This is a genomic window from Hylemonella sp. GW821-FHT10B10 (genome assembly GCF_059415585.1).
The window spans coordinates 97,761-120,995 of sequence record NZ_JBWKNN010000003.1; the positions used below are offsets into that span (position 1 = coordinate 97,761).

21 protein-coding genes are annotated in these 23,235 nt (G+C 65.4%); 10 read left to right on the forward strand and 11 right to left on the reverse strand.

Features of this window, described 5'->3' with window-relative positions:
* Positions 1-109 precede the first annotated feature (109 nt).
* On the reverse strand, positions 110-2,440 hold the full coding sequence (locus AC07NT_RS14025; RefSeq protein ID WP_498599521.1) for an ATP-binding protein: 2,331 nt from the start codon (positions 2,438-2,440) through the stop codon (positions 110-112).
* A 209-nt stretch (positions 2,441-2,649) separates the two neighbouring features.
* Between AC07NT_RS14025 and AC07NT_RS14030 the strand changes: the two genes are divergently transcribed.
* Entirely contained in the window at positions 2,650-2,778 is a 129-nt protein-coding gene (locus tag AC07NT_RS14030) for a hypothetical protein (protein WP_256406031.1), read from the forward strand.
* Here AC07NT_RS14030 and AC07NT_RS14035 read toward each other — a convergent pair.
* A complete protein-coding gene (locus AC07NT_RS14035; RefSeq protein ID WP_498599519.1) occupies positions 2,768-2,956 on the reverse strand; it encodes a hypothetical protein in 189 nt (62 codons plus the stop codon). The genes AC07NT_RS14030 and AC07NT_RS14035 overlap by 11 nt on opposite strands.
* 138 nt (positions 2,957-3,094) lie before the next feature.
* Here AC07NT_RS14035 and AC07NT_RS14040 point away from each other — a divergent pair, with 138 nt between their 5' ends.
* Positions 3,095-4,972: a phosphoenolpyruvate carboxykinase (GTP) gene (locus AC07NT_RS14040; RefSeq protein WP_498599517.1), complete on the forward strand. Its 1,878-nt coding sequence runs from the start codon at positions 3,095-3,097 to the stop codon at positions 4,970-4,972.
* A gap of 82 nt (positions 4,973-5,054) precedes the next feature.
* On the opposite strand, the gene AC07NT_RS14045 is transcribed toward AC07NT_RS14040, so the two are convergent.
* Both AC07NT_RS14045 and AC07NT_RS14050 read right to left on the reverse strand, forming a co-directional pair.
* Positions 5,055-5,684 carry a DUF6776 family protein gene (locus AC07NT_RS14045; protein ID WP_498599515.1) on the reverse strand — a complete coding sequence of 210 codons (630 nt, stop codon included), beginning with the start codon at positions 5,682-5,684 and terminating at the stop codon, positions 5,055-5,057.
* Positions 5,685-5,863: 179 nt separating this feature from the next.
* Positions 5,864-6,385 (reverse strand): hypothetical protein, encoded by a 522-nt coding sequence (locus tag AC07NT_RS14050; RefSeq protein WP_498599514.1) that lies wholly within the window; start codon positions 6,383-6,385, stop codon positions 5,864-5,866.
* Positions 6,386-6,503: 118 nt separating this feature from the next.
* Here AC07NT_RS14050 and AC07NT_RS14055 point away from each other — a divergent pair, with 118 nt between their 5' ends.
* Complete coding sequence (locus tag AC07NT_RS14055; RefSeq protein WP_498599670.1) at positions 6,504-7,478, forward strand: LysR family transcriptional regulator; 975 nt, start codon at positions 6,504-6,506, stop codon at positions 7,476-7,478.
* Positions 7,479-7,542: 64 nt separating this feature from the next.
* Positions 7,543-7,965 (forward strand): universal stress protein, encoded by a 423-nt coding sequence (locus tag AC07NT_RS14060; protein WP_498599513.1) that lies wholly within the window; start codon positions 7,543-7,545, stop codon positions 7,963-7,965.
* A gap of 84 nt (positions 7,966-8,049) precedes the next feature.
* On the opposite strand, the gene AC07NT_RS14065 is transcribed toward AC07NT_RS14060, so the two are convergent.
* A complete protein-coding gene (locus AC07NT_RS14065) occupies positions 8,050-8,898 on the reverse strand; it encodes a M14 family murein peptide amidase A (protein WP_498599511.1) in 849 nt (282 codons plus the stop codon).
* Positions 8,899-8,941: 43 nt separating this feature from the next.
* Here AC07NT_RS14065 and AC07NT_RS14070 point away from each other — a divergent pair, with 43 nt between their 5' ends.
* Both AC07NT_RS14070 and AC07NT_RS14075 read left to right on the forward strand, forming a co-directional pair.
* On the forward strand, positions 8,942-9,460 hold the full coding sequence (locus tag AC07NT_RS14070) for a flavin reductase family protein (protein WP_498599510.1): 519 nt from the start codon (positions 8,942-8,944) through the stop codon (positions 9,458-9,460).
* Positions 9,461-10,357, forward strand: coding sequence for a DMT family transporter (locus AC07NT_RS14075; RefSeq protein WP_498599508.1), 897 nt, complete (start codon positions 9,461-9,463; stop codon positions 10,355-10,357). It begins immediately after the preceding gene.
* Between the two features lie 25 nt (positions 10,358-10,382).
* Here the strand turns inward: AC07NT_RS14075 and AC07NT_RS14080 are convergent, their stop codons facing one another.
* Complete coding sequence (locus AC07NT_RS14080; RefSeq protein ID WP_498599506.1) at positions 10,383-11,381, reverse strand: tripartite tricarboxylate transporter substrate binding protein; 999 nt, start codon at positions 11,379-11,381, stop codon at positions 10,383-10,385.
* 105 nt (positions 11,382-11,486) lie between these two features.
* Here AC07NT_RS14080 and AC07NT_RS14085 point away from each other — a divergent pair, with 105 nt between their 5' ends.
* On the forward strand, positions 11,487-11,840 hold the full coding sequence (locus AC07NT_RS14085; RefSeq protein ID WP_498599505.1) for a TfoX/Sxy family protein: 354 nt from the start codon (positions 11,487-11,489) through the stop codon (positions 11,838-11,840).
* Here the strand turns inward: AC07NT_RS14085 and AC07NT_RS14090 are convergent.
* Both AC07NT_RS14090 and AC07NT_RS14095 read right to left on the reverse strand, forming a co-directional pair.
* Positions 11,837-13,084, reverse strand: coding sequence for a CaiB/BaiF CoA transferase family protein (locus tag AC07NT_RS14090; RefSeq protein WP_498599503.1), 1,248 nt, complete (start codon positions 13,082-13,084; stop codon positions 11,837-11,839). The genes AC07NT_RS14085 and AC07NT_RS14090 overlap by 4 nt on opposite strands.
* Before the next feature lies 1 nt (position 13,085).
* Positions 13,086-14,282, reverse strand: coding sequence for an acyl-CoA dehydrogenase (locus tag AC07NT_RS14095; protein ID WP_498599502.1), 1,197 nt, complete (start codon positions 14,280-14,282; stop codon positions 13,086-13,088).
* A 158-nt stretch (positions 14,283-14,440) separates the two neighbouring features.
* On the opposite strand from AC07NT_RS14095, the gene AC07NT_RS14100 reads away from it, so the two are divergent.
* Complete coding sequence (locus AC07NT_RS14100) at positions 14,441-15,340, forward strand: LysR substrate-binding domain-containing protein (protein ID WP_498599500.1); 900 nt, start codon at positions 14,441-14,443, stop codon at positions 15,338-15,340.
* Positions 15,341-15,346: 6 nt separating this feature from the next.
* Here the strand turns inward: AC07NT_RS14100 and AC07NT_RS14105 are convergent, their stop codons facing one another.
* Both AC07NT_RS14105 and AC07NT_RS14110 read right to left on the reverse strand, forming a co-directional pair.
* Positions 15,347-16,495 (reverse strand): GGDEF domain-containing protein, encoded by a 1,149-nt coding sequence (locus AC07NT_RS14105; protein ID WP_498599498.1) that lies wholly within the window; start codon positions 16,493-16,495, stop codon positions 15,347-15,349.
* Positions 16,496-16,548: 53 nt separating this feature from the next.
* On the reverse strand, positions 16,549-18,642 hold the full coding sequence (locus AC07NT_RS14110; RefSeq protein ID WP_498599497.1) for an acetoacetate--CoA ligase: 2,094 nt from the start codon (positions 18,640-18,642) through the stop codon (positions 16,549-16,551).
* A 168-nt stretch (positions 18,643-18,810) separates the two neighbouring features.
* Here AC07NT_RS14110 and AC07NT_RS14115 point away from each other — a divergent pair, with 168 nt between their 5' ends.
* Both AC07NT_RS14115 and AC07NT_RS14120 read left to right on the forward strand, forming a co-directional pair.
* On the forward strand, positions 18,811-19,386 hold the full coding sequence (locus AC07NT_RS14115) for a TetR/AcrR family transcriptional regulator (protein ID WP_498599495.1): 576 nt from the start codon (positions 18,811-18,813) through the stop codon (positions 19,384-19,386).
* A gap of 203 nt (positions 19,387-19,589) precedes the next feature.
* Entirely contained in the window at positions 19,590-20,489 is a 900-nt protein-coding gene (locus AC07NT_RS14120) for an alpha/beta fold hydrolase (RefSeq protein WP_498599494.1), read from the forward strand.
* Here the strand turns inward: AC07NT_RS14120 and AC07NT_RS14125 are convergent.
* A complete protein-coding gene (locus AC07NT_RS14125; RefSeq protein ID WP_498599493.1) occupies positions 20,476-23,211 on the reverse strand; it encodes a putative bifunctional diguanylate cyclase/phosphodiesterase in 2,736 nt (911 codons plus the stop codon). The genes AC07NT_RS14120 and AC07NT_RS14125 overlap by 14 nt on opposite strands.
* Positions 23,212-23,235 lie beyond the last annotated feature (24 nt).

The window sequence follows — 23,235 nt, forward strand, 5'->3', positions numbered from 1 at the left end:
CGCCCGCCATGGACCTATGACGCTTGAGCCATGTAAACGGTTGACAAAGACCCGATCAGGCGCGCCCGCTGCTGTGTCCAGGGGTAACAAACCCTATCAACTTACAGGGTTATTGCACGAAGCCAACGCCTCGGTTTTCCCGCACCTCCGGCTTGATGCGGTGTTCGGCTTCAAGTTGTTCCAGGAATTCGGGGGCATCGAAGCCCGAACCTAGGATGGCAGCCTGACGCTGCACCGCAGCAAAATCGCCCAGGCAAAGCTGGTCCAGCTTGTCCAGCCGGTGTTGCAGCTCGGGTCCGAGCTGCTCGGACTGGCCGCACAGAACTTCAGCCACAAACATGGCACGCCGCTGTTCTAGCGTCAGGGGCTTAAAGCGAATCTTGAAGGTGAACCGCCGCAGGGCCGCCTGGTCGATGCGATCGAACAGGTTGGTGGTACAGATGAATATCCCCTTGTGCCGCTCCATGCCCTGCAGCATCTCGTTGACCTCGGTGACCTCGTAGGTGCGCTGGGCGCCGCGACGGTCCTGCAGAAAGCTGTCGGCTTCGTCCAGCAGCAACACAGCATTCTCGGCTTCTGCCTCGGCGAACATGGCCGCCATGTTCTGCTCGGTCTCCCCAATGAACTTGCTGACCAGATCGCTGGCCTGCCGGATCATCAGGGGTCGGCCCATCTGTTCGGCCAGATGACCGGCCAGCGCGGTCTTGCCGCTGCCTGGCGGGCCGTAAAAACACAGACTGCCATGGCCACGCGTCTGCAGGGCCTGCACCATGCGCGGGAGCTCGAATCGGCTTTCCACATTCAGCAGGGCCAAGTCATAGCGTGTGTCATGCGGCCGCGCCGGCGCATTTTCGCGCCGGCTGCCCAGGGCCAGGTCGGCATTGCGCAACTGGCGCTCGATCAGCTCTTCCAGCCCGCCCTGGGCGTTCGCCGCCTCCTGGGCGGGCACAACCAGGCCGGCAAAGCGTACGGCCGTATGGATCTGGGCCGGCGTCAGCCCCTTGCGTGCCACCAGCCGCGCCACGAAGGCGTCGGACACCGCCACCCCCTCCAGGGCCCGGTAGACCAGCTGCTCCCGCGCGCCGGGCGGTGGCGACTTCAGTTCCAAGTGGTAGGCGAAACGACGGCGGAAGGCAGGATCGATCTGCTCGATGCGATTGGTCACCCAGACCGTGGGCACTGCATTGGATTCCAGGATCTGGTTGACCCAGGCCTTTCCACTGACGCTGCTGGAAGACGGTGCGCCAGTCTTCTCAGCCCGCACCAGCAACTGGGCGGCTTCGCTGGAGATCGGCGGGAAGACGTCTTCCACCTCGTCGAACAGCAGGGCCGACTGCGCGCTGCCCTTGAGGAAGACCTGCGCGATCTGCAGCGAGCGGTAGCGCTCACGCCCGCTGAGCGAATTGCCATCGCGGTCGGCATACTCCACCTCGAACAGCTCCAATCCTGCGGCCTGCGCAGCGACCTTGGCCAGCTCGGTCTTGCCGGTTCCAGGAGGCCCATAGAGCAACACATTGACCCCCACCTCGCGCCGCGCCACCGCATTGCGCAGCAAGGTGGTCAGCATCTGCGCCTCTTCGCCCACAAACGCAAAGTCCTCCGGTGCCAGTCCGCTCTTGCTGGCCGGCCGGGTAAAGACCGCCATCAACTCGGCCTGGTCGCGGTACGCGCGCATCAGCACCGGCGGCAGCTTCTCGCTGACCTTCATGAGGTCGGCCAGGTCTGTGATGTTGTGTTCGGAAATCAGGTTGTCCACCAAGCCGATGCGCTCCAGCCGTGAGCCGGTGCGCAAGGCTTCGCCCACCTCTTCGGCCTTGACACCCGCCACTTCGGCGATGACCGCATAGGCCTCGGCTGCGTTGTTGACCTTGAACTCCACCAGCAGGCTGCGCAGTTCGCGCTGGTAACGCGTGAGCGTGCCATAGAGCAGCAGGGCGCGCTCGGCCTGGTTGAGTTGCAGCAAGTTGGCCAGTGCATCGATGTTCTTCTGCACCAGCGTGGATTGTTTCTTCAGGGTCTGGCGTAGCCAGTCGCCGGTAGCGTTCAGCACCGCCAGCAGGTCTCGCGGTTGGCTCTTGGCGTAGTCGTCCAGGTAGAAAAACAGCGTGCCCTCTTCGTATGGGCCCCGCCAGTCACCATAGCGGTCCAGGAAGGCATCCATGTCCAACGCCTCGTGGCCAGCCCAGTGTTCGTTATCGGCACAACGACGATGCAGGTAGTCGCGCAGGCGCTGCAGTACGGGCTGCGGCCAGACCAGATGGCGGCCGGCCAGCTCGATCACGCCGTGCAGGTCACGCCGCGCATTGAAGGCGCCACCCATGCGGCTCACCAGGGTCAGCACGAAATGCGAGCACATCAAATCCAGCACCGGCGCATCGCGCAGGCTGGGTGAAGCCAGCATGGGCCCGCTGGCCTTGTCGATCAACAGCCGCTTGACCATCCAACGCCCTCCGTGAGGATCTGGTCTCTGGACGCGTTCACGATAACGCAGACCAAGGTCACTGGGAAGCCCCGGTTTGACAAGACCGTTTGGCCAGCCGGTACTTGACTTCCGCGACACACCGGTCCACGCTTGCCAGATGCCTGAGGACTGGTCAGCGGCGCATGTAAAATATGCGCTGTCGTTTACCCGCCTATTTAGGAAATACCATGTCCCACGAGCCGTCCCAGTCCGACGATCCCATCGAGAACATCGTGCACTCCGCACCGGTGGTCATTCCGGTGCTTGGTGGTCTGATGATTTTCCTGCTCGCTTTCATCGCTGTTTTCATGGCCTGATGCCCCGCCGCAGCGCCGGCGGATGTTCCGCCTGCGTGCTGCGGTTTAGCGCGACTTCTTTCGCGCCTTTTCCCCTCTTCTTTCTGCCCAGAGCCTGCGTGCATGCGTAGGTTTTGACGGCCGTGTCGGCGCCGTCAACGTTTCTGTGCCATTTTTCACATCTCTGGTTGATCTGCATAAACCTATGCATGTTTTGCATGGGTTTTGCCTGTAACCGCGCTGTAACTCTGGCCCGGCTCCCTACAATGGCCCGCAAGCTCGGCAGGCCGGACTTGGCCGTACGGGCGCCAGACCACTACAACCAGGAGCCAGTTCCATGAATTCCCCCGTGATGCAGGGCATCCACCTCAACGCCCCGAGCCACGTCAAACACGCCCGGCTGCTGGCCTGGGTCGCCGACATGGCTGCCCTGTGCAAACCCGACGCCATCTACTGGTGTGATGGCAGCGACGAGGAATACCAGCGCCTGTGCGAGCAGCTGGTCCAGGCCGGCACGTTCACCCGGCTCAATGCCGCCAAACGCCCCAACAGCTTCCTGTGCCGCTCCGACGCCAGCGACGTGGCCCGCGTGGAAGACCGCACCTTCATCTGCTCGGCCCGCAAGGACGATGCCGGCCCAACCAACAACTGGGTCGAGCCGACCGAGATGCGCGCGCTGCTGCAGTACGGCAAGGCCGATGGCACGACCGCCCTCTTCAATGGCTGCATGAAGGGCCGCACCATGTACGTGGTGCCCTTCTCCATGGGCCCGCTGGGCAGTGATATCGCCCACATAGGTGTCGAGCTCTCCGACAGCCCCTATGTGGCCGTCAACATGAAGCTCATGACCCGCATGGGCAAGCCGGTTTTCGAGGTATTGGGCACCGACGGCGATTTTGTGCCGGCCATGCACACCGTGGGGGCACCGCTGCAGCCGGGCCAACGGGACAGCAAGTGGCCCTGCAACCAGACCAAGTACATCGTGCACTACCCCGAGACGCGCGAGATCTGGTCCTACGGCTCCGGCTACGGCGGCAATGCGCTGCTGGGCAAGAAGTGCTTCGCGCTGCGCATCGCTTCCAACATGGGCCGCGACGAAGGCTGGCTGGCCGAGCACATGCTGATCCTGGGTGTCACCAGCCCCAAGGGCAAGAAGTACCACGTGGCCGCGGCCTTCCCCAGCGCCTGCGGCAAGACCAACTTCTCGATGCTGGTGCCACCCAAGGGTTTCGAGGGCTGGAAGGTCACCACCATCGGCGACGACATCGCGTGGATCAAGCCGGGCAAGGACGGCCGCATGTACGCGATCAACCCGGAAGCTGGCTACTTCGGCGTGGCCCCGGGCACCAACTACAAGACCAACCCGAACTGCATGGAGTCGCTCAAGAGCGATGTGATCTACACCAATGTGGCGCTGACCGATGACGGCGACGTCTGGTGGGAAGGCATGGACGGCGAGCCGCCGGCCCACGCCATCGACTGGCAGGGCAAAGACTGGACGCCCCAGATCGCCAAGGAAACCGGCGCCAAGGCCGCCCACCCGAATTCGCGTTTCACCGTGGCCGCCACCAACAACCCGGCCCTGGACCCCGAGTGGGACAACCCCAAGGGCGTGACCATCGACGCCTTCATCTTCGGCGGCCGCCGCTCCAACACCGTGCCACTGGTCACCGAGGCCCGCAACTGGGTGGAGGGTGTCTACATGGCCGCCACCATGGGCTCCGAAACCACCGCCGCCATCATCGGCCAGCAGGGCGTGGTGCGCCGGGACCCGTTTGCCATGCTGCCCTTCACCGGCTACCACATGGGCGACTATTTCCAGCACTGGCTCAACCTGGGCGAGAAGGTTGCCGCGCAGGGCGGCCGCCTGCCCTCCATCTTCACGACCAACTGGTTCCGCAAGGGCGAAGACGGCAAGTTCGTCTGGCCCGGCTACGGCGAGAACATGCGCGTGCTCAAGTGGATGATTGACCGCATCGAGGACGAGGTCCAAGGCAAGGAGCACTTCTACGGCCTGACCCCGAGCTACGACGAAGTCAACTGGAAGGGTCTGGACTTCACCCCAGAGCAATTTGCAGCCGTGACCAGCATCGACAAGGCCCTGTGGCTGCAGGAGCTCAAGCTGCATGACGCTCTGTTCGAGCAGATCGACGCCCGCCTCCCCAAGGCTTTGCGCGACACACGCCAGCGCATCGAGAAGCTGCTGACGGCCTGATCACCGACCCGCCATCACAAAGGGGCGCCTGGAGCGCCCCTTTTTCTTGATCGGCCTCGGGGCCAGGCGGCCCGGGCATTTCCTATTCGGGCAGGACGACCCCTCGGCTGGCCCGCAGGCCGGCAGGCTCGCGCAAGCTGAGCGCGATGGTCTGGGGCGTCAGGCCTGGGGGCAACTGGATCCTGCCGTTCATCTTCAGGTAACGGGCGACACGCAGGCGGTAGGCGCCGCTGCCACGCTGACCCTCAGAAGGGAAAGCCCATTGCACCGCACGCCCATCTTGCACGCCCTGCACCAGAAACTCGAAGTTGCCTTCAAACGCGCGTCCTTCGTTGGCGACCACGAATTCATAGACCAGGTCCCCAGGCTGGCCACGGTCCCTAGCGACGTTCAGCGATTGAATCTGCAAACCCTCCAGGGCCTGTGCCTGCAGCGGATCCGCCGCAGGTGCTTGTGGGGCTACCGCTGCCACCGGCTCCTGATCCGGAACCTCCCTGGCCTCGCCGGACGGCGCCGGGGTCTGGAGGGCAGCGCCGGCTTGCGGCTGGCGCTCATAGCGCATGCCCGCATAGAAACTCAGCACGCAAAGCAGCAGCAAAGCACCCGTCTTCAGGCTGTACTGTGCCCAGACTTTCCAGCGCGGCACGGGCTCGGTGATCACGATGCTCGGTGGCATCTGTGCGAACAGGCTTCGATTGAAGGGGGAGGACACGTTGGATGAACTTCTTGATCGCTGGTAAGTGCGGCGCAATTGCACCGGCCGGATGCCTAGACTTTATAGCTTCTTGTGCCTGCTTTGCGCATCTGGCGCAGAACCTCAAAGAAAAAGCCACCCGAAGGTGGCTTTTTCATACGCTGACGCGCAGCACAGCAGCGGTTGGCCCGGGGCGCTTACTCGTTCCAGACACGACCGGTCAGGCGCGCAATGCGGCCGGCAGCCTGATAGTTCACGACACGGACGGCCGTTTCGTTCACCGCTTCGTCAGCCGCACCACTTTCGGAGCGGGTGGCAGCCGCCTGGATGTCGGCCATCACGCGGGAGTCCTTGCGCGCCAGATCCCACAGACGTTCATCAGCGCGGCGGCGAGCGACGCCTTGCGACCAGGCATCCAGGCCTTGCATGACGCGACCGGACAAGCCGCGAGCGGTCGGGGCCAGCAGAGCCATGGCGGCGAAGCCGATGACCCACATCAGCACCCAGGCGGCCATCAGGTGACCGTCGGCCCAAGTGTCCATGAGCTGGTCAGCTACCACCACCAAGGTGGCCACCATGGCGGCCAGCAGCACGCCAGCCAAGCCACGGGTGGCCGTGAAGCCCTTGCGCAGGCTGCCTGCGGCATTGGCGACGCGCTCGAAACGCTCAACGCCGGGGTGGCTGCTTGAATACTCAAGGTGTACGAAGCTGTTGTTCATGGTGGACCTCCTAGGTGAAATATTTGCTGCGATGGGGAGATGTTAGGGTTTCTACTACTGTTGTTCAACTTTATGTTAATGATAAGCAACATTCATATTGGTGATGTACTATCGCGCAATGGCTGGACTGAACTTCCGCACCCTAGATCTGAACCTGCTGCGCATCTTCGATGAAGTGATGACGGAGCGCAGTTTGACAAAGGCTGCCAGCAAGTTATCACTCACTCAACCAGCCGTCAGCAATGCCTTGCGCCGCCTGCGCATCGCTCTGGGCGACGAACTGCTGCGCCGCAAAGGCCAGGGGCTGGAGCCCACGCCACGGGCCCTGGCCCTGTGGCCCACGGTGCAGCAAGCTTTGCAAGCCTTGCAGGAAACGCTGGCGCCCGGCAGTTTCGTGCCGGGCCAGGCCAACACCACCTTTGTGCTGGCCATGGCAGACGCCACCGCCGCCGAGCTGATCCCCGGCTTGATCGCCGTGATCGATCGTGATGCCCCGGGTGTGACCATCCGCGTGGTGCCGCTGACCACACGCGATCCACGGCGGCTGCTCGACGAAGAGGCCGCCGACCTGGCGATCGGCTACTTTCCGGCGGTGCTGGCCTCGCTCACCGCCCAGGCCCAGGCCGGCGACACCGTGGCTTTCGAACACCAGCCCCTCTATCGCAGCGACTATGTCTGCGTGATGCGGCGCGACCACCCGCTGGCCCGTGAGGAGCTGACCCTGGACCGCTATTGCGCGGCGCGCCATCTGCTGGTCAGCTTCTCGGGCCGCCCATACGGTTTCATCGACGAGGCCCTGGCCGGGCTGGGTCGGCAGCGCCACATCGTGTTGACCGTCAACCAGTTCTTCACGGCCGGTCGCGTGGTGGCGACTTCCGATCTGCTGACGGTGCTGCCGCGGCACTTCGTCAGCGTGACCGGCATCGCTGACCAGCTGGTCCTACGCGAACTGCCCTTCAGGGTACCGGCAGTGCATGTCGATGCACTCTGGCACCGGCGCCTGCAGCACAGCGGCGCACATGCCTGGCTGCGCGAAGTGCTGGCCCGCCTGCCGCAGCAGAGACGAGGGACGCCGGAAACCGGCAACACTTGACGCAAGTCAAAGTTCGGTCGGCGCATCTCCCCTTACACTGGCGGCAACTATAAAGGAGTGCATCATGAAAATTCTTCTGGCCGTCGACGGCAGCGAGTACACCAAGAAAATGCTGGCCTACCTGACCACGCATGACAGCCTGTTCAGCGCCGACAACAGCTATACGATTTTCACGGCCCAGCCCCAGTTGCCACCCCGCGCACGTGCGGCCGTCGGCAAGGAAGTCGTCGACAAGTACCACACCGAAGAAGCAGAAAAAGTCATCGGGCCGGTCTCCAAGTTCCTGGCGCGCCACGGTATCGAGGCCAAGAGCCAGTGGAAGGTCGGCTCCGCCGGCGAAACCATCGCCAAGGTGGCCGAGTCCGGCAAATTCGATCTGATCGTCATGGGTTCCCACGGCCACGGCGCCCTGGGCAATCTCGTGATGGGTTCCGTCGCGACACAGGTGCTGGCCCACTGCGGCGTACCGGTGCTGCTGGTCCGCTAAGCCACCTCACCCGCCATCCACGCGCGCCGTCGGCAGTCCCTGGGCGGTCGACGGCGTTTTCACGTCTGCGCTGCCGCGAGGACTTCAGCGTGGCTGGGCTACTGCCCCTGGCTCGGCCGCCGCGCCGGCCAGTGTCACGCCCATCCACTGCCGCAAGTCGGCCCACATGCGCTGGATCTCCACGTTACGCGGTGTCAGCAGGGCGCTGGAGAGTTCGATCGTCACCACCGGCATGCCCTTGTGCACGCCGCCATAGTTGCCCAGCGAGCCCGGGAAGATGCCGACCTGGTCCAGCAGAAGCCGGCCCAGGCGACGCGGCGGCTCGATCGGGCCGTCGAAGTCGAGCACACCATAGGGAGCATGGATGCTCACGATGAGGTTGGGCTTGAAACGCTGCATCTCGTCGTGCAGGAAACGACTTTCGGGTTCGCTCAAGGGCGTCTTGCCCGGCCAGCGCCGCGGGTCCTTGCGAGTGCGTTTCTCCCAGTAGACGGCGGCTTCACGCTCCCAGTTGGGCGTGGGGAAATTGCGGTTGAGGTCCACGCCATTGGCATTGACACGGCGCGCCGGCTTGTCGAAAAGACCATCGGGATTGAGCGCCGGGATGAAACGCCAGTGTATGGCCTCGGGCGTGTCCTGTGCCAGCCGGATCCAGTGCAAAGCCACCGAAGCCGACGAAAGCTCGTCACCGTGCATGCCGCCGATCACCAGCACGCGCAGGCGAGCCGTAGCCGGCCGGACATCGCGCGTGTAGATCGTCCGGCCCTTGACGCTACGCCCCTCACTGGGCTGCAGCTGCGTGGCCTGGCACAAGGCCCAACTTACGTTCGGCAAGCGCGCATAGAACTCGTCACACGCGCGCTCGTTGGCCCGCGCACACATGGCCAGCAGCAGCGGCACTGCGGCTGCCGCCATCCTTTTACAGAAACCCATGGCTGCATTCTAGGACGCCCCCAATTTCAGGTAAATTGCGCGCATGTCAGTTTCTTCCCCGGGATCGCGCGCGCGCCCTCCGAGCTTCACCCAGGCCGAGTTCCGCGCAGCCCTGGGCATGTTCGCCACCGGCGTGACCATCGTCACCGCGCGCGCGGCCAACGGCAAACTCGTCGGGCTGACCGCCAACTCCTTCAATTCCGTCTCACTGAATCCGCCCTTGGTGCTCTGGAGCCTGGCGCGGGCCGCCGCCTCCATGGCGGTGTTCAGCGCAGGTTCGCACTACGCCATCAATGTGCTGGCGGCCGATCAGCTGGAGCTGGCGCAACGTTTCGCCGCCAAGGGTGTGGACCGCTGGGCAGGTGTGGCCCATACCGAAGGCGTGGCCGGCGCGCCGGTGCTGGTCGGCGCCGCGGCCACCTTCGAATGTTTCAACCGCAGTCGCTATGAAGAGGGCGACCACGTGATCTTCGTCGGCGAGGTGGAGCGCTGCACCCACCGCAGCGACGCTTCGCCCCTGCTTTTTCACGGCGGGCGCTTCTACGCCGAGCACCCGCTCTAGATGAGTCAACGCAAGGACCATCTCGACGGTGTGGCCGCCGGAATTCTGCTGGCCTGCTGCATGTTCTGGGGCTTCCAGCAGGTGCTGGTAAAGGCCACGCTGCCGGAATTGCCACCGATCTTCCAGGCGGCACTGCGGTTTGTCGGAGCCACCGCGCTGCTGATGATCTGGTGCCGCGGGCGCGGCGTAGCCCTGTTCGCGCGCGACAGCACGCTGTGGCCCGGCCTGCTGGCGGGCGCGCTGTTCGCCGGCGAGTTCGCCTGCCTCTACATCGGCCTGCAATACACCACGGCGTCGCGCCTCACCGTCTTCCTCTACACCTCCCCTTTCTGGGTAGCCCTGGTGCTGCCGCTGCTCGTGCGCGCCGAACGCCTGCGCACTGTGCAATGGCTGGGCCTGATGCTGGCCTTCATCGCCCTGGTATTTGCCGTGCGCGAAAGTTTTGTCGCGCCTACGACCGATGGGCAGCTGTTCGGTGACCTGCTGGCCCTGGCCGCCGGTCTGTCCTGGGGCCTGACCACCGTGACCATACGCGCCAGCGCTCTGGCCCGGGCATCGGCCGAGAAGTTGCTGTTCTACCAGGTGGCCGTCAGCGCAGCCGTTTTGCCGCTGCTCTCGCTGGCGCTCGGTGAACGCTGGACCTGGCAGTTCAGCCCCTTTGCCATCGGCTCACTCTTGCTACAAACCGTCGTGGGGGCTTTTGCCAGCTACCTGATCTGGATGTGGATGCTGGGGCGCTACCCCGCCACCAAGATCTCGGCCTTTGCTTTCCTCACGCCCCTGTTCGCCCTGCTCTTCGGCGCGCTCTGGCTGCACGAGCCGCTCACGCCCAGCCTGCTGGCCGCGCTGGCGCTGGTGGCCATGGGCATCGTGCTGGTGAACCGCCGGCCCGGCTGAGCGCCCGGCGGTCCACCGCCACGCCTCAGATCTTGCCGGCCGCCTTGAGGCGATCGATCGTGGCCTTTTCGGCCGCGAAGGTGCGCTCGGCATAGGCCGTGTACTCGGCCGTGCTCATGTAGATCACGGGCTGGTAGAACTTGTCCAGCGTGTCGAGCACGCGCTGCTCCTCCAGGGTCTGGCGGAAGGCGTCGTGCAGGATCTTGACGATGGCCGGGTCCATATTTTTGGGGCCGCCAATCCCGAAGGGTGATTCGGTCACTGTGTCCCAGCCGCTTTCCTTGACGGTCGGCACATCGGGGAACGCCTTGTTGCGCTTGCTGCCCAGCGTGGCCAGCAGGTTCAGCGTGCCGGCGCGCACATGGGGCGCGAACTCGGTGGTGCCGCTCATGAGCGGAATGTGCCCGCCCAGGATGGCCTGCAGGATCTCGGCCGAGCCCTTGTAGGGAATGTCCTGCAGCACGATGCCGGCCTTGGACGCGAACTCCTCGATAGCCAAGTGCGGCGTGGTGCCGGTGCCCGTGTGGCCATAGTTGACCTTGCCGGGATTGGCCTTGGCGTAGGCCACCATCTCCTTGAGCGTCTTGTAGGGCGCGTCAGGGCGCGCGGCCAGGCCGAAGGTGTAGCCGGTCAGGCAGACGATGTGCGTGAGATCCTTGAGCGGATCGAACAGCGTCTTCTGCATGTGCGGAATGCGATAGATGCCCAGCGGCAGCTGCGTGAGCAGATAGCCGTCGGGTTTGGCGTTGACCATGGCGACCGCCCCGAGCGTACCGCCCGCGCCGGGCTTGTTCTCCACGATCATGGTGCCGCCCAGGGCGCGACCGGCCGCTTCGGCAAAGGCGCGCATCACCGCATCGCTGCTGCCCCCGGTAGGCCAGGGCGCGATCAGAGTAATCGGGCGGTTGGGAAACTTGTCCTGCGCCAGCGCCCAGGGGCTGACCAGCGCCGGTGCGGCCGCCAGCGCGGCGCCGCGCGTGATGAGCTGGCGCCGGGTCAGGGGGCGTTTGAGAGGTGTCGTCATGTCTGTCTCCTGTTGATGGCTATCGTCATCTGATTGTGATTCTCTCGGCATGGCCCAACTGTCACTTAGGTGCAGGCCGCGCACTCCGCCGTTATAGTGCAGCGCATGGTGCGCCGCAATGAGTTTCTCTCCTTGGTCCTGGACCTGATGGCGCCGCTGGGCGCCATTTCGGCACGGGCCATGTTCGGTGGCCATGGCCTCTATTGCAATGGTCTTTTCATCGCCATCGTTGTCGTAGACAAACTCTATTTCAAGGCCGACACGCAAAGCCAGCCACGCTTCGAATCTGCCGGCCTGCGCCGTTTCCAGTACGAGGCCCGCGGCAAGACCGTGCAGCTCATGTACTACGAAGCTCCGGCCGAGGTCTACGACGACAGCCGGGCCATGAGCGAGTGGGGCCAGCTCGCTCTGGCAGCCGCCGTGCGGGCGCGCCAACCAGCGCGCAAAAGACTCAACTAGACGATGCCGCCAGCGCGCAGCGCCGCGATGCGCGCTGCGTCCAGCCCCAGCTCAGCCAGGACCTCCTCGGTATGCTCCCCCAGCGTCGGCGGCGCGCGGTGCAGGACAGGGGGCGTGGCACTCAGGCGCAAGGGGCTGGCCACGCTGCGAACCTCGGACACGCCCTCGGCCGCGACGGCCTGCGGCGAGCGCGCCTGCGTGATGGACAGACCGCGCGCCTGCACCTGCGCATCGGCAAAAGCCTGGCCGATATCGTTGATCGGACCGCAGGGCACGGCCTTGTGCTCCAGCGCGGCGATCCACGCAGCCGTCGTACGGGCGCGTGTGATCTCCATGAGCAGTGGCACCAGGCTGTCGCGGTGCTGGACCCGCTGCGGGTTGCTCGCGTAGCGCGGGTCCTGCGCCAGTTCGGGCCGGCCGGCCACCTCGCAGAAGCGCGCGAACTGGCCATCGTTACCGATGGCCAGCAGCATGGCACCGTCTTGTGTGGGCATGTCCTGGTAGGGCACCAGACTGGGGTGGCTGTTGCCCTGGCGTTGCGGCACCTTGCCGGTGTTGAGAAAACCGCCGGCCTGGTTGGCCAGGATGGCCATACCAACGTCCAGCAGGGACATGTCGATGTGCTGGCCCTCGCCCGTGCGGTGTCGCACCTCGAGCGCGGCAAGGATGGCCGTGGCGGCATAGACGCCGGTGAAGATGTCGGTCAGCGCCACGCCCACCCGCTGCGGGCCGCCGCCGGGCACCTCGTCGGGGCGGCCGGTGATGCTCATCATGCCGCTCATGGCCTGCACCATGAGGTCGTAGCCCGCACGTTCGGCATAAGGTCCGTCCTGGCCGAAGCCTGTGACCGAACAGTAGATGAGCCTGGGATTGATCTGCTTCAGGCTCGCGTAGTCCAACCCGTAATGCGCCAGGCCGCCGACCTTGAAGTTTTCCACCAGCACGTCGCTGTGCAAGGCGAGCTGGTGGATCAGCGCCTGGCCTTCGGGTTTGGCGATGTCCACCGTGATGGAACGCTTGTTGCGATTGGCGCAGGTGTAATAGGCCGCGTGCTCCGTGTCATTCCCTTGCGCGTCCTTCAAAAAGGGCGGCCCCCAGTGACGCGTGTCGTCGCCGCTGCCGGGGCGCTCGATCTTCACCACATCAGCACCCAGGTCCGCGAGGATCTGGGTGCACCAGGGCCCCGCGAGCACGCGGGACAGGTCCAGCACCTTGATGTGCGGCAGCGCGGCGGGTTTGCTCATCTCAGTTCGCGAAGGCCGCAATGCCGGTCTGCGCGCGACCCAGGATCAGCGCGTGGATGTCGTGTGTGCCCTCGTAGGTGTTGACCACCTCCAGGTTCACCAGGTGGCGCGCCACGCCGAACTCGTCGGAAATGCCGTTGCCGCCCATCATGTCGCGCGCCAGGCGGGCGATGTCCAGCGACTTGCCGCAGCTGTTGCGCTTGAGGATGGAGGTGATCTCCACCGCGGCCGTGCCCTCGTCCTTCATGCGCCCCAGGCGCAGGCAGCCCTGCAGGCCCAGCGCAATCTCGGTCTGCATGTCGGCCAGTTTTTTCTGGATCAGCTGGTTGGCCGCCAGCGGGCGGCCGAACTGCTTGCGGTCCAGCACGTACTGGCGGGCACGGAACCAGCAGTCCTCGGCCGCACCCAGCGCCCCCCAGGCAATGCCGTAACGCGCCGAGTTCAGGCAAGTGAAAGGACCTTTGAGACCCTGCACTTCGGGGAAGGCGTTTTCCTCAGGACAGAACACGTTGTCCATCACGATCTCGCCGGTGATGGAAGCGCGCAGGCCCACCTTGCCGTGCACGGCCGGGGCGGACAGGCCTTGCATGCCCTTTTCCAGGATGAAACCGCGTATCGGGCCGACGGCTCCGCTTTCGCTGACCTCCTTGGCCCAGACCACAAAAACGTCGGCGATCGGGCTGTTGGAGATCCACATCTTGGCGCCACTGAGCTTGTAGCCGCCTTTGGTCTTCTGTGCACGCGTGATCATGGAGTTCGGGTCCGACCCGTGGTCGGGCTCGGTCAGGCCAAAACAGCCTATCCACTGGCCGGTAGCGAGCTTGGGCAAGAACTTCTGTCTCTGGGCCTCGCTGCCGAATTCGAAGATCGGCACCATGACCAGGGAAGACTGCACACTCATCATGGAACGGTAGCCGGAATCCACGCGCTCGACCTCGCGCGCAATCAGGCCGTAGGCCACGTAGTTCAGGCCGGGGCCGCCATATTGCTCGGGGATGGTGGGGCCCAGCAGGCCGAGCGCCCCCATCTCCCGGAAGATGCCCGGGTCGGTTTTTTCCTGGCGAAAGGCCTCGGGCATGCGGCTGGCCAGCTGGTCCTGGCAATAGGCGGCCGCAGCGTCGCGCACCATGCGTTCGTCCTCACCGAGTTGCTGGTCGAGGAGAAAGGGGTCGTTCCATTGAAAGGTGGCGTTGGCCATGGGAATGCTCCTGAAGTCTGGCCCCATGGTACGTCCGGGCGCAGGGCGGGGCAAACGAAAAAATCGCACCCAGATATGAGGATTTCGCATCTCTTAACAGAAGCTTCCCAATAGCCGGGCCGGGCCTGACTGCGCCATTTGTGTATATTGAGCACACCATGCGCCGCAAGATCCCTTCGCTGCAAGCCCTGGCCTGCTTCGACGCCGCCGCCCGCCACGAGAGCTACACCCGCGCCGCGCAGGAGCTCGCGCTGACACAAAGCGCGGTATCCCGCCAGGTCGGTGCGCTGGAAGACTATCTGGGCATCGCCCTGTTCCGCCGCACCCGACACGGTGTGGCACTCACACCTGGCGGGGCCGACTACGCGCGCCAGATCGCCCCCCGCCTGCAGGCCCTGGAGCGCGACACGCTGGACGCCATGTCCCGCCAGGGCACGGCCGGCAGCATTGCACTGGCTGCGGTGCCAACCTTCGCTACCCGCTGGCTCATGCCCCGCCTGCCTGCGCTTGCCGCGCAACACCCCGAGCTGGTGGTGCACATCGAGACGCGCACCCGCCCCTTCCTCTTCGCCGACACCAGCTTCGACGCCGCGCTGTATTCGGGCACCGCCGAGCAGGTGGCCAACTGGGCCGGTACACGTGCCAGCGCCTTGATTGAAGAAGAGGTGGTCCCGGTCTGCGCCCCCGCCTTGCTCGGTGGGCGCAAGCGCCTGTTGCCCAAGGACCTCGCTGCGCTGCCTTTGCTGCAGCAGAGCACACGGCCCGAGGCCTGGCGTCAATGGTTCGAAGCCATGGGCGTGGATGCCCCGGCCGCCCTGTCGGGCCCGCGCTACGAGCTTTATTCGATGACGGCCGCCGCTGCCGCGCAGGGCCTGGGCCTGGCCCTGGTACCGCGCCTGCTGATCGAGCCAGAATTGGCCCGTGGCGAACTGGTGGTGGCGTGCCCGCGGCCACTCAAGAGCGGGCGTGCCTACTGGCTGGTTCTGCCAGACCGTGGCGAGCCGCGGCCCGCGTTGGCAGCCTTCGCTGCCTGGCTGCAACTCGTCAGCCGACGCTGAAGCCGCTCAAAGCTGCTCCACGCGGTTACGGCCTTTCTCCTTGGCCAGGTACAGGGCGCGATCGGCCGCGCCCAGCATGTCGTCGCGTTCATTGCCTGAGGACAACTCCAGCGCATGCAGGCCGATGCTGATGGTCAAGGCGATGGGCTGACCGTCAAGGCCGGCAAAACGGGCCTGCTCCGTGGCCGCCCGCAAGGCCTCGGCCAGGGCCAGCGCCCCGGCCTCATCCGTATCGGGCAGGATGGCGATGAATTCCTCGCCGCCCCAGCGGCCCACGATATCCTGTGCGCGCAGGCGCTCTTTCAGACAGATGGCGACGTTGCGCAGGGCCTGGTCACCTGAAAGATGGCCGTGGGTGTCGTTGATCTGCTTGAAGTGATCGATGTCGATGAGCAGCAAGGCCAGGGGCCGGTTGCTGCGCCGCGCCAGCGCGATCTGCTGGGTCAGGACCTGCTGAATGGAGCGCCGGTTGCTCAGACCGGTCAGGTCGTCCTGCATGGCCAGGGTGTGGTTGCGCACGTCGGCCTGCTCCTTGGTCATCAACACCAGACCCATGGCGATGAGTACGATGATCAGCGTGGACATCAGGACACTGAGCGCATGGGCTGGGTTGGAGGCGGTGACCTGGTTCAGATCCACCTGCCCGAACAGAGAGGCCACGAACCTGAGCAACAGTGCCAGCACGGTCAGCATCAGACCCGCCGCCACGAAATACTGCCCACGGCCGGGCGTCTTGTGCCGCCGGCTGATGATCAGCTGCAGCAACACAATGGACTGGAAACTCAGCAGCAGGGTGGCCAGCTGAGGGCGGATCTGCATGTGGTTCATGAGCAGTGTCACCAGCAGCAGCATCGCCACCACCGGCCCCCAGATCAGCCAGCGCCGCGCAGGCCGTTGCTGGAATTCGCACAGGCCCTCGGCAAACAGGGCAAAGGTCGTCACCAGCAGGGTGTTGGCCAGCACCACGGAGAGCCAGTCGCTGATCTCGCCGCGCAGGGCAAACAGCAGATAGGTGAGCGTCTGCGCTCCCATGCCCCAGGCCCACCAGACCAGGCCGTCACGACGCGAGCGGCGGGCCACGACGCCCATGCTGATGCCCAGGACCGCGGAGACGAGGACGTTGACCAGCAGCAGGGTGGGCGTATGCATCTGCATCGGGCCATTATTGCGAAAGTCTTTCCTTCGTGCCTTGACCGGGGCAACGAAGCTCAAGCGCGCGGATGCCGCCGGGCGAAATTCACGTACCAGTCCAGGCAGCCCGGATTGGCCATGGCATCCTTGTTGACGACCTTCTCCAGCGGCTGACCCAGCAGCAGTTTCTTGATCGGCAGCTCCTGCTTCTTGCCCGTCAATGTGCGCGGGATCTCGGCCACTTCCAGGATCTCGTTGGGTACGAAACGCGGCGACAGCGCCGTCTTGATCGCGTCGTTGATCTTCGCCTTCATGGCGCCGTCCAGCGCGTGGCCGGGGCGCAGCACCACGAACAGGGGCATGTAACTCTCACGACCAAGATACTCCAGGTCCACCACCATGGAGTCGAGCACCTCGGGCAGTGCCTCGACCGCGCTGTAAAGTTCGCTGGTGCCCATGCGCAGGCCGTGGCGGTTGATGGTGGCATCCGATCGCCCATAAATGATGCAACTGCCACGCGCTGTGATCTTCAGCCAGTCGCCGTGGCGCCAGACCGGGCCGGCGGCCGCCGCCGCGTCGCCGCCGCCGGGTCGGCGCCCGTGTCCGGCCGGGTACATGTCGAAGTAGCTGGCGAGGTAGCGCCGGTTGCCCTCGTCGTTCCAGAAATACAAAGGCATGCTGGGGATGGGCTGGCTGCAGACCAGCTCACCCACTGCGTCGACCACGGGCTCGCCCTGATCGTTCCAGGCCTCGACCGCACAGCCCAACATGCGGCACTGCATCTCGCCCGGGACCTGGGGCAGTTCGCGGTTGCCCGCGATGAAAGCGCCCGCAAAGTCGGTACCGCCCGAAACATTGCTCCACCAGATGCCTGCATTGCCCACGGCTTTCATCTGCGCATTGGCCCAGCGCTGCACCTCCTCGCTCAGCGGTGAGCCGGTCGAACCCAGCGCGCGCACCTGGCGCAGGGGGCCGCAGGTTTTCAGGTTGATGCCGGCCTTCATGCAGTTGGCGAAGAAGGCCGCACCCGCGCCGAAGAAGGTGGTTTTCGTGTCTGCCGCAAAACGCCACAAGGTGGTCCAGTCCGGGGCCTGCTTGTTGCCGGCCGTGTCCACCGTCGCACCACCCGGGCTGCCGTCGAAGATGCAGACCGTGGTGCCGGTCAGCAGCCCCGCGAGCTGGCAGTTCCACATGACCCAGCCCGTGGAGCTGTACCAGTGGAAACGCTCGCCCCAGCTGTTGGGCGCGTAACTGCAACCGATGTCCGTGTTCAACGTGAAGGCCAGGGCCACGATCAGGATGCCGCCGTGCCCGTGCACGATGGGCTTGGGCAGGCCGGTGGTGCCGCTGGAGTAGACCACCCACAAGGGGTGATCAAACGGCACGCTCAAAGGTTTGAAAGCCGCCGTTCGTGCATCGTCACGCGACACCGTCTGCGCCCAGGGCGTCACGCGCACGTCGGCCCGCACGTCCACTTCCGGCAGACCCCGTCTGGGCAACACGATCAGGTCTTGTACCGTGGGCAGGGTTGCACAAAGCTCGGCCACCACGGTGCGCCGGTCGGTGTCACGACCGCCATAGGTCACCGCCTCGCAGGCGATCAGCACCCTGGGCTCGATCTGCTTGAAGCGGTCGAGCACGGCGGCTGTGCCCATGTCGGGGGCACACAGGCTCCAGACCGCACCGATGCTGGCTGTGGCCAGAAAAGCCACCATGGTCTCGGGAATATTGGGCAGGTAGGCCACCACCCTGTCGCCTTTGCGGACCCCCTGCGCCTGCAGGTACAGGGCCAGGGAGGCCACCTGCCGCTGCAATTCAGGCCAGCTCATCTCGCGGGCGGGTAGGCCGGCGGCCAGGCTTTGCTCGTTGTGGCTGACGATGGCCGGAAGGCCTGCCGCGTGCGCCATCTGGGCATGCCGCAGCACCTGCTGCACATAGTTCACCTGGGCCCCGGGGAACCAGCGTGCGCCAGGCATGCGGTTCTCGGCCAGCACAGCGCTGTAGGGCGTGGGGGAGTAGACGCTGTAGCAATCCCAGATGCTTTGCCAGAAGGCATCGAGGTCGGTGACCGACCAGCGCCACAGGGCGTCGTAGCTGTCAAAAACCAGCCCGCGCCGGTCGCGCAGCCAGTCCTGGTACAGGCGGATTTGGGGTATGTAGGGCGCTTGCATGGTCTCCTGCCGTCGTTCTTATGGCCTTGCCAGGCACTCTAGCACCGGCCTTCGTCCGCAGGATTGCGTACCGCCCGGCGCAGATCGCTCAGTCGGGGCGCTTGACATTTCGCACAGTCGTGCTAAATTTGCGCCATGACGCCTGACGCCAAAACCGTGAAAAGCGAGATGACCCGCACCGCCATCATTGGTGCGGCGCTGGATCTCGCCTGCGAACAGGGTCTGGAGGCGATCTCGCTGCAGGTCGTGGCTGACCGCATCGGCCTGTCCAAGAGCGGCGTGTTCTCGCGGGTCGGCTCGCGCGAGGCGCTGCAGAAGGTCGTGATCGAGGAGTACGGCCGGCAGTTCCTGGCCGAGGTCTTTGTGCCCGCCATGCAGGCGCCCAAAGGCCTGCCGCGGCTCAAGGCGATTGTGGAGCGCTGGCTGGTGCGCATGCGCGAGGTTGAAGTGCAAAAGGGCTGTCTGTACACGGCCGGTGCCTTCGAGCTTGATGACCGCGATGGCGAACTGCGCGACTTCCTGCTGTTGCAGGTTGCTGCCTGGCGCAGCACACTGCGCCGCACCGTGCTGCAGGCGATCGACGCCGGCCATCTGCGGGCTGACACGGACCCCGAGCAGCTGGTCGGCGAACTTTCCAACATGGCCATCGGGTTGTTGCACGACGCCCGGTTCCTGCGTGACCCGCGCGCGGCCGAACGGGCCCAGGCCACCTGGCAGCGCCTGCTCCGAAGCTACCAAGCCTGAGTGAACAAAAGGTGACGTTGATCCGATGTCACGTGTTGTTTGCCCAAATTTCGCACGACCGTGCGAAGAAAGGAGCCATCATGTGGTTCATCCTCACCTGCCTGGGCCTGTACCTGCTGGTTCGCGGCGTCGTGGCCGCCTTCACGTCACTGCGCGGCATCCCGCGCAGCAATCGCGACTGGATCTTTTACTGAACGCCCACCATGTCCACCACCACCCCTGATACCGGTGCCAGCTACTACGGCAACTCGCCCCTCATTCGCCTGTTCCGTTTCGGTCTGTCCATCTCGCAGCATCTGTGGCCGGCGTTGGCCGTGCGTGCGGCCTACCGCCTGTTCGGCACGCCGCTGCCGCCGCGCTGGTTGCGCCGGCCCCGCAGCTGGCCCGCGCACTGGCAGATCGAGCGCTGGCCTTTTGAACGCGCCGGCCTCACCCTGTACCGCGACACGGCCGTGGCCGGCGATGCACCGCTCGTGCTGCTGATCCACGGCTGGGGCGGGCATGCCGGCCAGATGTTGCCGCTGGCCAAGGCCCTGGCCGAGCAGGGCTTGCAGCCTGTGCTGCTGGACTTGCCGGCGCACGGGCGCAGTGCCGGCAGCACCAGCAACCTGCCTCAATTCGCCCGCGCCGTGGAATACGTGGCGGCCCGGCTGCAGGAGCGCGGCCAGGCCTTGCACGCCGTGGTGGCGCACTCCCTGGGCGCCAATGCGGCGGCGCACGCGGCCAGCCGCGGCCTGTCTCTGCAACGCCTGGTGCTGCTGGCGCCGCCAGCCTCCCCTTTTGCGTACACGCAGCTGTTCGCGCGCATGTTCGGGCTGAGCGAGGCCACGCGCAGCGCCATGCAACGACGCATCGAAGCGCGTGAAGGCATCCTCATGCCGCAATTCGAACCGCCGGCCGTGGGTCCGCGCATCCGCGTGCCCACCCTGGTCGTGCATGACCGAGGCGATCGCATCAACCGTTTTGCCGATGGCCAGGCCTATGGCGAAGCCATCACAGGGGCCCGCTTGCACGCCACCGAGGCGCTGGGGCACATGAAGATCCTCAAGGATCCGACGGTGCTGGGCACCGTAGCCGACTTCGTGACGCTCAGGCCGCGCTGAGGTTTTCGCTGAGGTAAAGACCGAAGCTTTCGGCGCTCATGGGCTTGCCGAAGTGATAGCCCTGCAGCAGGGTCACGCCCTGCTGGGACAGCACGTCGGCGATGTCCTCGGTCTCGACACCTTCGGCCACGGTCTGCAAGCCGAAGGCCGAGGCGATCTTGACCACGGCCTGGATCAGCTGACTGCCCTGCTCGGTCCTGGCTCGTCGCACAAAGGAGATGTCGATCTTGATCTTGGAGGCCGGCATGTCGTGCAGCTGCGAGAGCGAGGAAAACCCGGTGCCGAAGTCATCGATGGCGATGCCGAAGCCCGCTTCGGTCAGCTCGGCCAGGCGCTTCTCGGTGTGTTCGGCGTCCTCCATGGCCACGCTCTCGGTGATTTCCAGGTCCACCACCGAAACGGGAATCGCCAGCCGGTCCAGGTCTTCCAGCAGGTCGGCGGTGAAGGTGGGCGTGAACAACTGGCGACGCGAGACGTTGACCGAGATGCGCATGTCCAGCCCCCGCTGGCGCCAGCGGTGCAGGCTCTCAATCGCCTGCCTCCAGACCTGCTGGCCCATCTCGCGGATCAGGCCCAGGTTCTCGGCCATGGGCACGAAGGTGGCCGGCGAGACCCAGCCGTAGGTTTCATCCTGCCAGCGCGCCAGCGCCTCGCAGCTCACCACACGACGGGTCTTCGCGTCCACGATGGGCTGGAACCAGGTCTGGATCTTGCCCTCGCGGATGGCCGTGGCCAGACGGTTCTGGATGTACAGGGCCTTGCGGTCTTCCTCGCGCTGCGCGATCTCGGCGAAGAAACGCACTGTGTTGCGGCCCTGCTGCTTGGCCGCGAACATGGCACGGTCGGCCTGCGAGAGCAGGGTCTCGACCGTCTTCGCATCGGTCGGGAACAGGGCCACGCCCATGCTGAACGTGGCGTTGAATTCCGCCTCGCCCAGGCGGATCGGCGTCTGGCAGACGGCCGCGAGTTTGCTGATGGCCTCCTCGGCATCGGCCTGGCCCCTCAGGTCGGTCAGCAGCACCACGAACTCGTCACCCCCCCAGCGCGCCAGTGTGTCGCCCGAGCGCAGGCAGTGCCGCATGGCCCCGGACAAGGCCACCAGCAGCTCGTCACCGGTCTTGTGGCCGAACTGGTCATTGACGTGCTTGAAATGGTCCAGGTCCAGGAAACCCAGGGCCAGCATCTGCCCGTTGCGCTCGGCGCTGCGCACCGCCATCTTGCAGCGGTCCTCCAGCAGCACGCGGTTGGGCAAGCTGGTCAGCGCGTCGTGCAGGGCCATGTGGGTCACGTGTTTCTCGAGCTGGTAACTCTGCGTGATGTCGCGCAGCACGCCGCGCACGCTGCCGCCGCGGCGTGTGCCGCAGATGAAGCGGTACTCGATCCACAGCTCCTTGGCGTCGGGGCGGCGCAGGCGCAAGCGTCCGCTCAGGCTGCTCTTCTCGGCATCGGCCAGCTGCAGGAACTGCTGCTGCAGGTTCTCCATGTCCTCCACATGGATGTGGTCGAAGATGCGCGCGCCGGGCTGCATCTCGATGCCGGCCAGGCGCACCCAACCCGGGCTGGCGCGCAGGTAACGCCCGTCGGCGGCCAGCTCGACCACCCCTTCTTCCAGCATGTCCAGGGTCTGCAGATGGGCAAAGTGCTCTTCGTCGTGCTGCAGCACGCTTTGCATCAAGGTGCGGCTGGCCTGGGCCACCTCGGCGATTTCGTCGGGGTCGGAACGCGCCTGTTCCAGCGCCAGCTCCACCGGGCGGCCCAGTGCGTGCTCGCGCGCGAACAGGGTGGTCGCCTTGGAAAGGTGGGCAATGCGCACCGCCAGGCCACTGGCCCAGCGACCCAGCACCAGCCAGAGCACGGCCGCCAGCAAGGCCATCAGCATGAAGCTGCCCAGCAGCACCAGCCCCGGGGACAGGACCTGTTGCACGTTCTGCCGCAGCACCAGCCGCGGTGCGCTGTCGTCGTCCAGCATGGGCAGCAGGCGTTGCTCTTGCAGCTGCTCGCCTTCAAGGATGGGGCCGCTGTAGTCACCCGAAATCTGCCGGCCATAGTCCTGCGAACCGCCGGAACTGGCCAGCACCTGCCCCTCATGCACCAGGTACAGCTTGGCGCCCGATGCGCTGAGCTGGCGCAGCACACCATGGTCCATCGGCTGCAGCAGCACCAGCCGGCCGGTGCCCAGGTCGCCTAGCCACAGCGGCACGCTCAGCACCTTGAAGACGGCGCGGTGCTCGGCGCTGTAGAACCAGCGCGGCTGCAGGCGCCCGATGGTGAAATGCCGGCTCAGCACCGCCCCCTCCGGTCCGTACTGGAAAACCGGGCGGCCGGCATCGTTGAGCACGACTCCCGAGGGGAAACGGTCCAGCTTGCCCTCGATCGCCGCGAAATAGGCACGCAGGCGCAGCCAGCCGGCGGCCTGCTGCCCCGGGGTGAACACACGCATGAAATCGATCTGCGCCTTCACCTCATCGGCATTGCGCAACCAGTTGTCCTGCAGCGATGTGTAGCTGCGACTCAGATGTTCCAGCGCCTCGTCGGCCCCACGGCGCTGAGCCTGCTGGGCCAGCATCTGGTAACCCAGCAGGGCCAGCAGGCTGCCGGTCAGCGTGACCAGCAGGAACACCAGGGCAAAACGTGCGACCAGCTGGCGCTGCAGACTGTGCCGTGCCGCATCCTGCCAGGTCGAGGGGCTGGCGGCGGTCGGTTCGAAAGAACTTTGCGGCATGGCTGGAACTGGAACGGGTGGCGC

Bases quoted from the DNA above. Each gene is read 5' to 3' on its own strand.
- AC07NT_RS14025 (WP_498599521.1), bottom strand. From the start codon at position 2,440: ATGGTCAAGCGGCTGTTGATCGACAAGGCCAGCGGGCCCATGCTGGCT.
- AC07NT_RS14030 (WP_256406031.1), top strand. From the start codon at position 2,650: ATGTCCCACGAGCCGTCCCAGTCCGACGATCCCATCGAGAACATCGTG.
- AC07NT_RS14035 (WP_498599519.1), bottom strand. From the start codon at position 2,956: ATGCAGATCAACCAGAGATGTGAAAAATGGCACAGAAACGTTGACGGC.
- AC07NT_RS14040 (WP_498599517.1), top strand. From the start codon at position 3,095: ATGAATTCCCCCGTGATGCAGGGCATCCACCTCAACGCCCCGAGCCAC.
- AC07NT_RS14050 (WP_498599514.1), bottom strand. From the start codon at position 6,385: ATGAACAACAGCTTCGTACACCTTGAGTATTCAAGCAGCCACCCCGGC.
- AC07NT_RS14055 (WP_498599670.1), top strand. From the start codon at position 6,504: ATGGCTGGACTGAACTTCCGCACCCTAGATCTGAACCTGCTGCGCATC.
- AC07NT_RS14060 (WP_498599513.1), top strand. From the start codon at position 7,543: ATGAAAATTCTTCTGGCCGTCGACGGCAGCGAGTACACCAAGAAAATG.
- AC07NT_RS14065 (WP_498599511.1), bottom strand. From the start codon at position 8,898: ATGGGTTTCTGTAAAAGGATGGCGGCAGCCGCAGTGCCGCTGCTGCTG.
- AC07NT_RS14070 (WP_498599510.1), top strand. From the start codon at position 8,942: ATGTCAGTTTCTTCCCCGGGATCGCGCGCGCGCCCTCCGAGCTTCACC.
- AC07NT_RS14075 (WP_498599508.1), top strand. From the start codon at position 9,461: ATGAGTCAACGCAAGGACCATCTCGACGGTGTGGCCGCCGGAATTCTG.
- AC07NT_RS14080 (WP_498599506.1), bottom strand. From the start codon at position 11,381: ATGACGACACCTCTCAAACGCCCCCTGACCCGGCGCCAGCTCATCACG.
- AC07NT_RS14085 (WP_498599505.1), top strand. From the start codon at position 11,487: ATGGTGCGCCGCAATGAGTTTCTCTCCTTGGTCCTGGACCTGATGGCG.
- AC07NT_RS14090 (WP_498599503.1), bottom strand. From the start codon at position 13,084: ATGAGCAAACCCGCCGCGCTGCCGCACATCAAGGTGCTGGACCTGTCC.
- AC07NT_RS14095 (WP_498599502.1), bottom strand. From the start codon at position 14,282: ATGGCCAACGCCACCTTTCAATGGAACGACCCCTTTCTCCTCGACCAG.
- AC07NT_RS14100 (WP_498599500.1), top strand. From the start codon at position 14,441: ATGCGCCGCAAGATCCCTTCGCTGCAAGCCCTGGCCTGCTTCGACGCC.
- AC07NT_RS14105 (WP_498599498.1), bottom strand. From the start codon at position 16,495: ATGCAGATGCATACGCCCACCCTGCTGCTGGTCAACGTCCTCGTCTCC.
- AC07NT_RS14110 (WP_498599497.1), bottom strand. From the start codon at position 18,642: ATGCAAGCGCCCTACATACCCCAAATCCGCCTGTACCAGGACTGGCTG.
- AC07NT_RS14115 (WP_498599495.1), top strand. From the start codon at position 18,811: ATGACCCGCACCGCCATCATTGGTGCGGCGCTGGATCTCGCCTGCGAA.
- AC07NT_RS14120 (WP_498599494.1), top strand. From the start codon at position 19,590: ATGTCCACCACCACCCCTGATACCGGTGCCAGCTACTACGGCAACTCG.
- AC07NT_RS14125 (WP_498599493.1), bottom strand. From the start codon at position 23,211: ATGCCGCAAAGTTCTTTCGAACCGACCGCCGCCAGCCCCTCGACCTGG.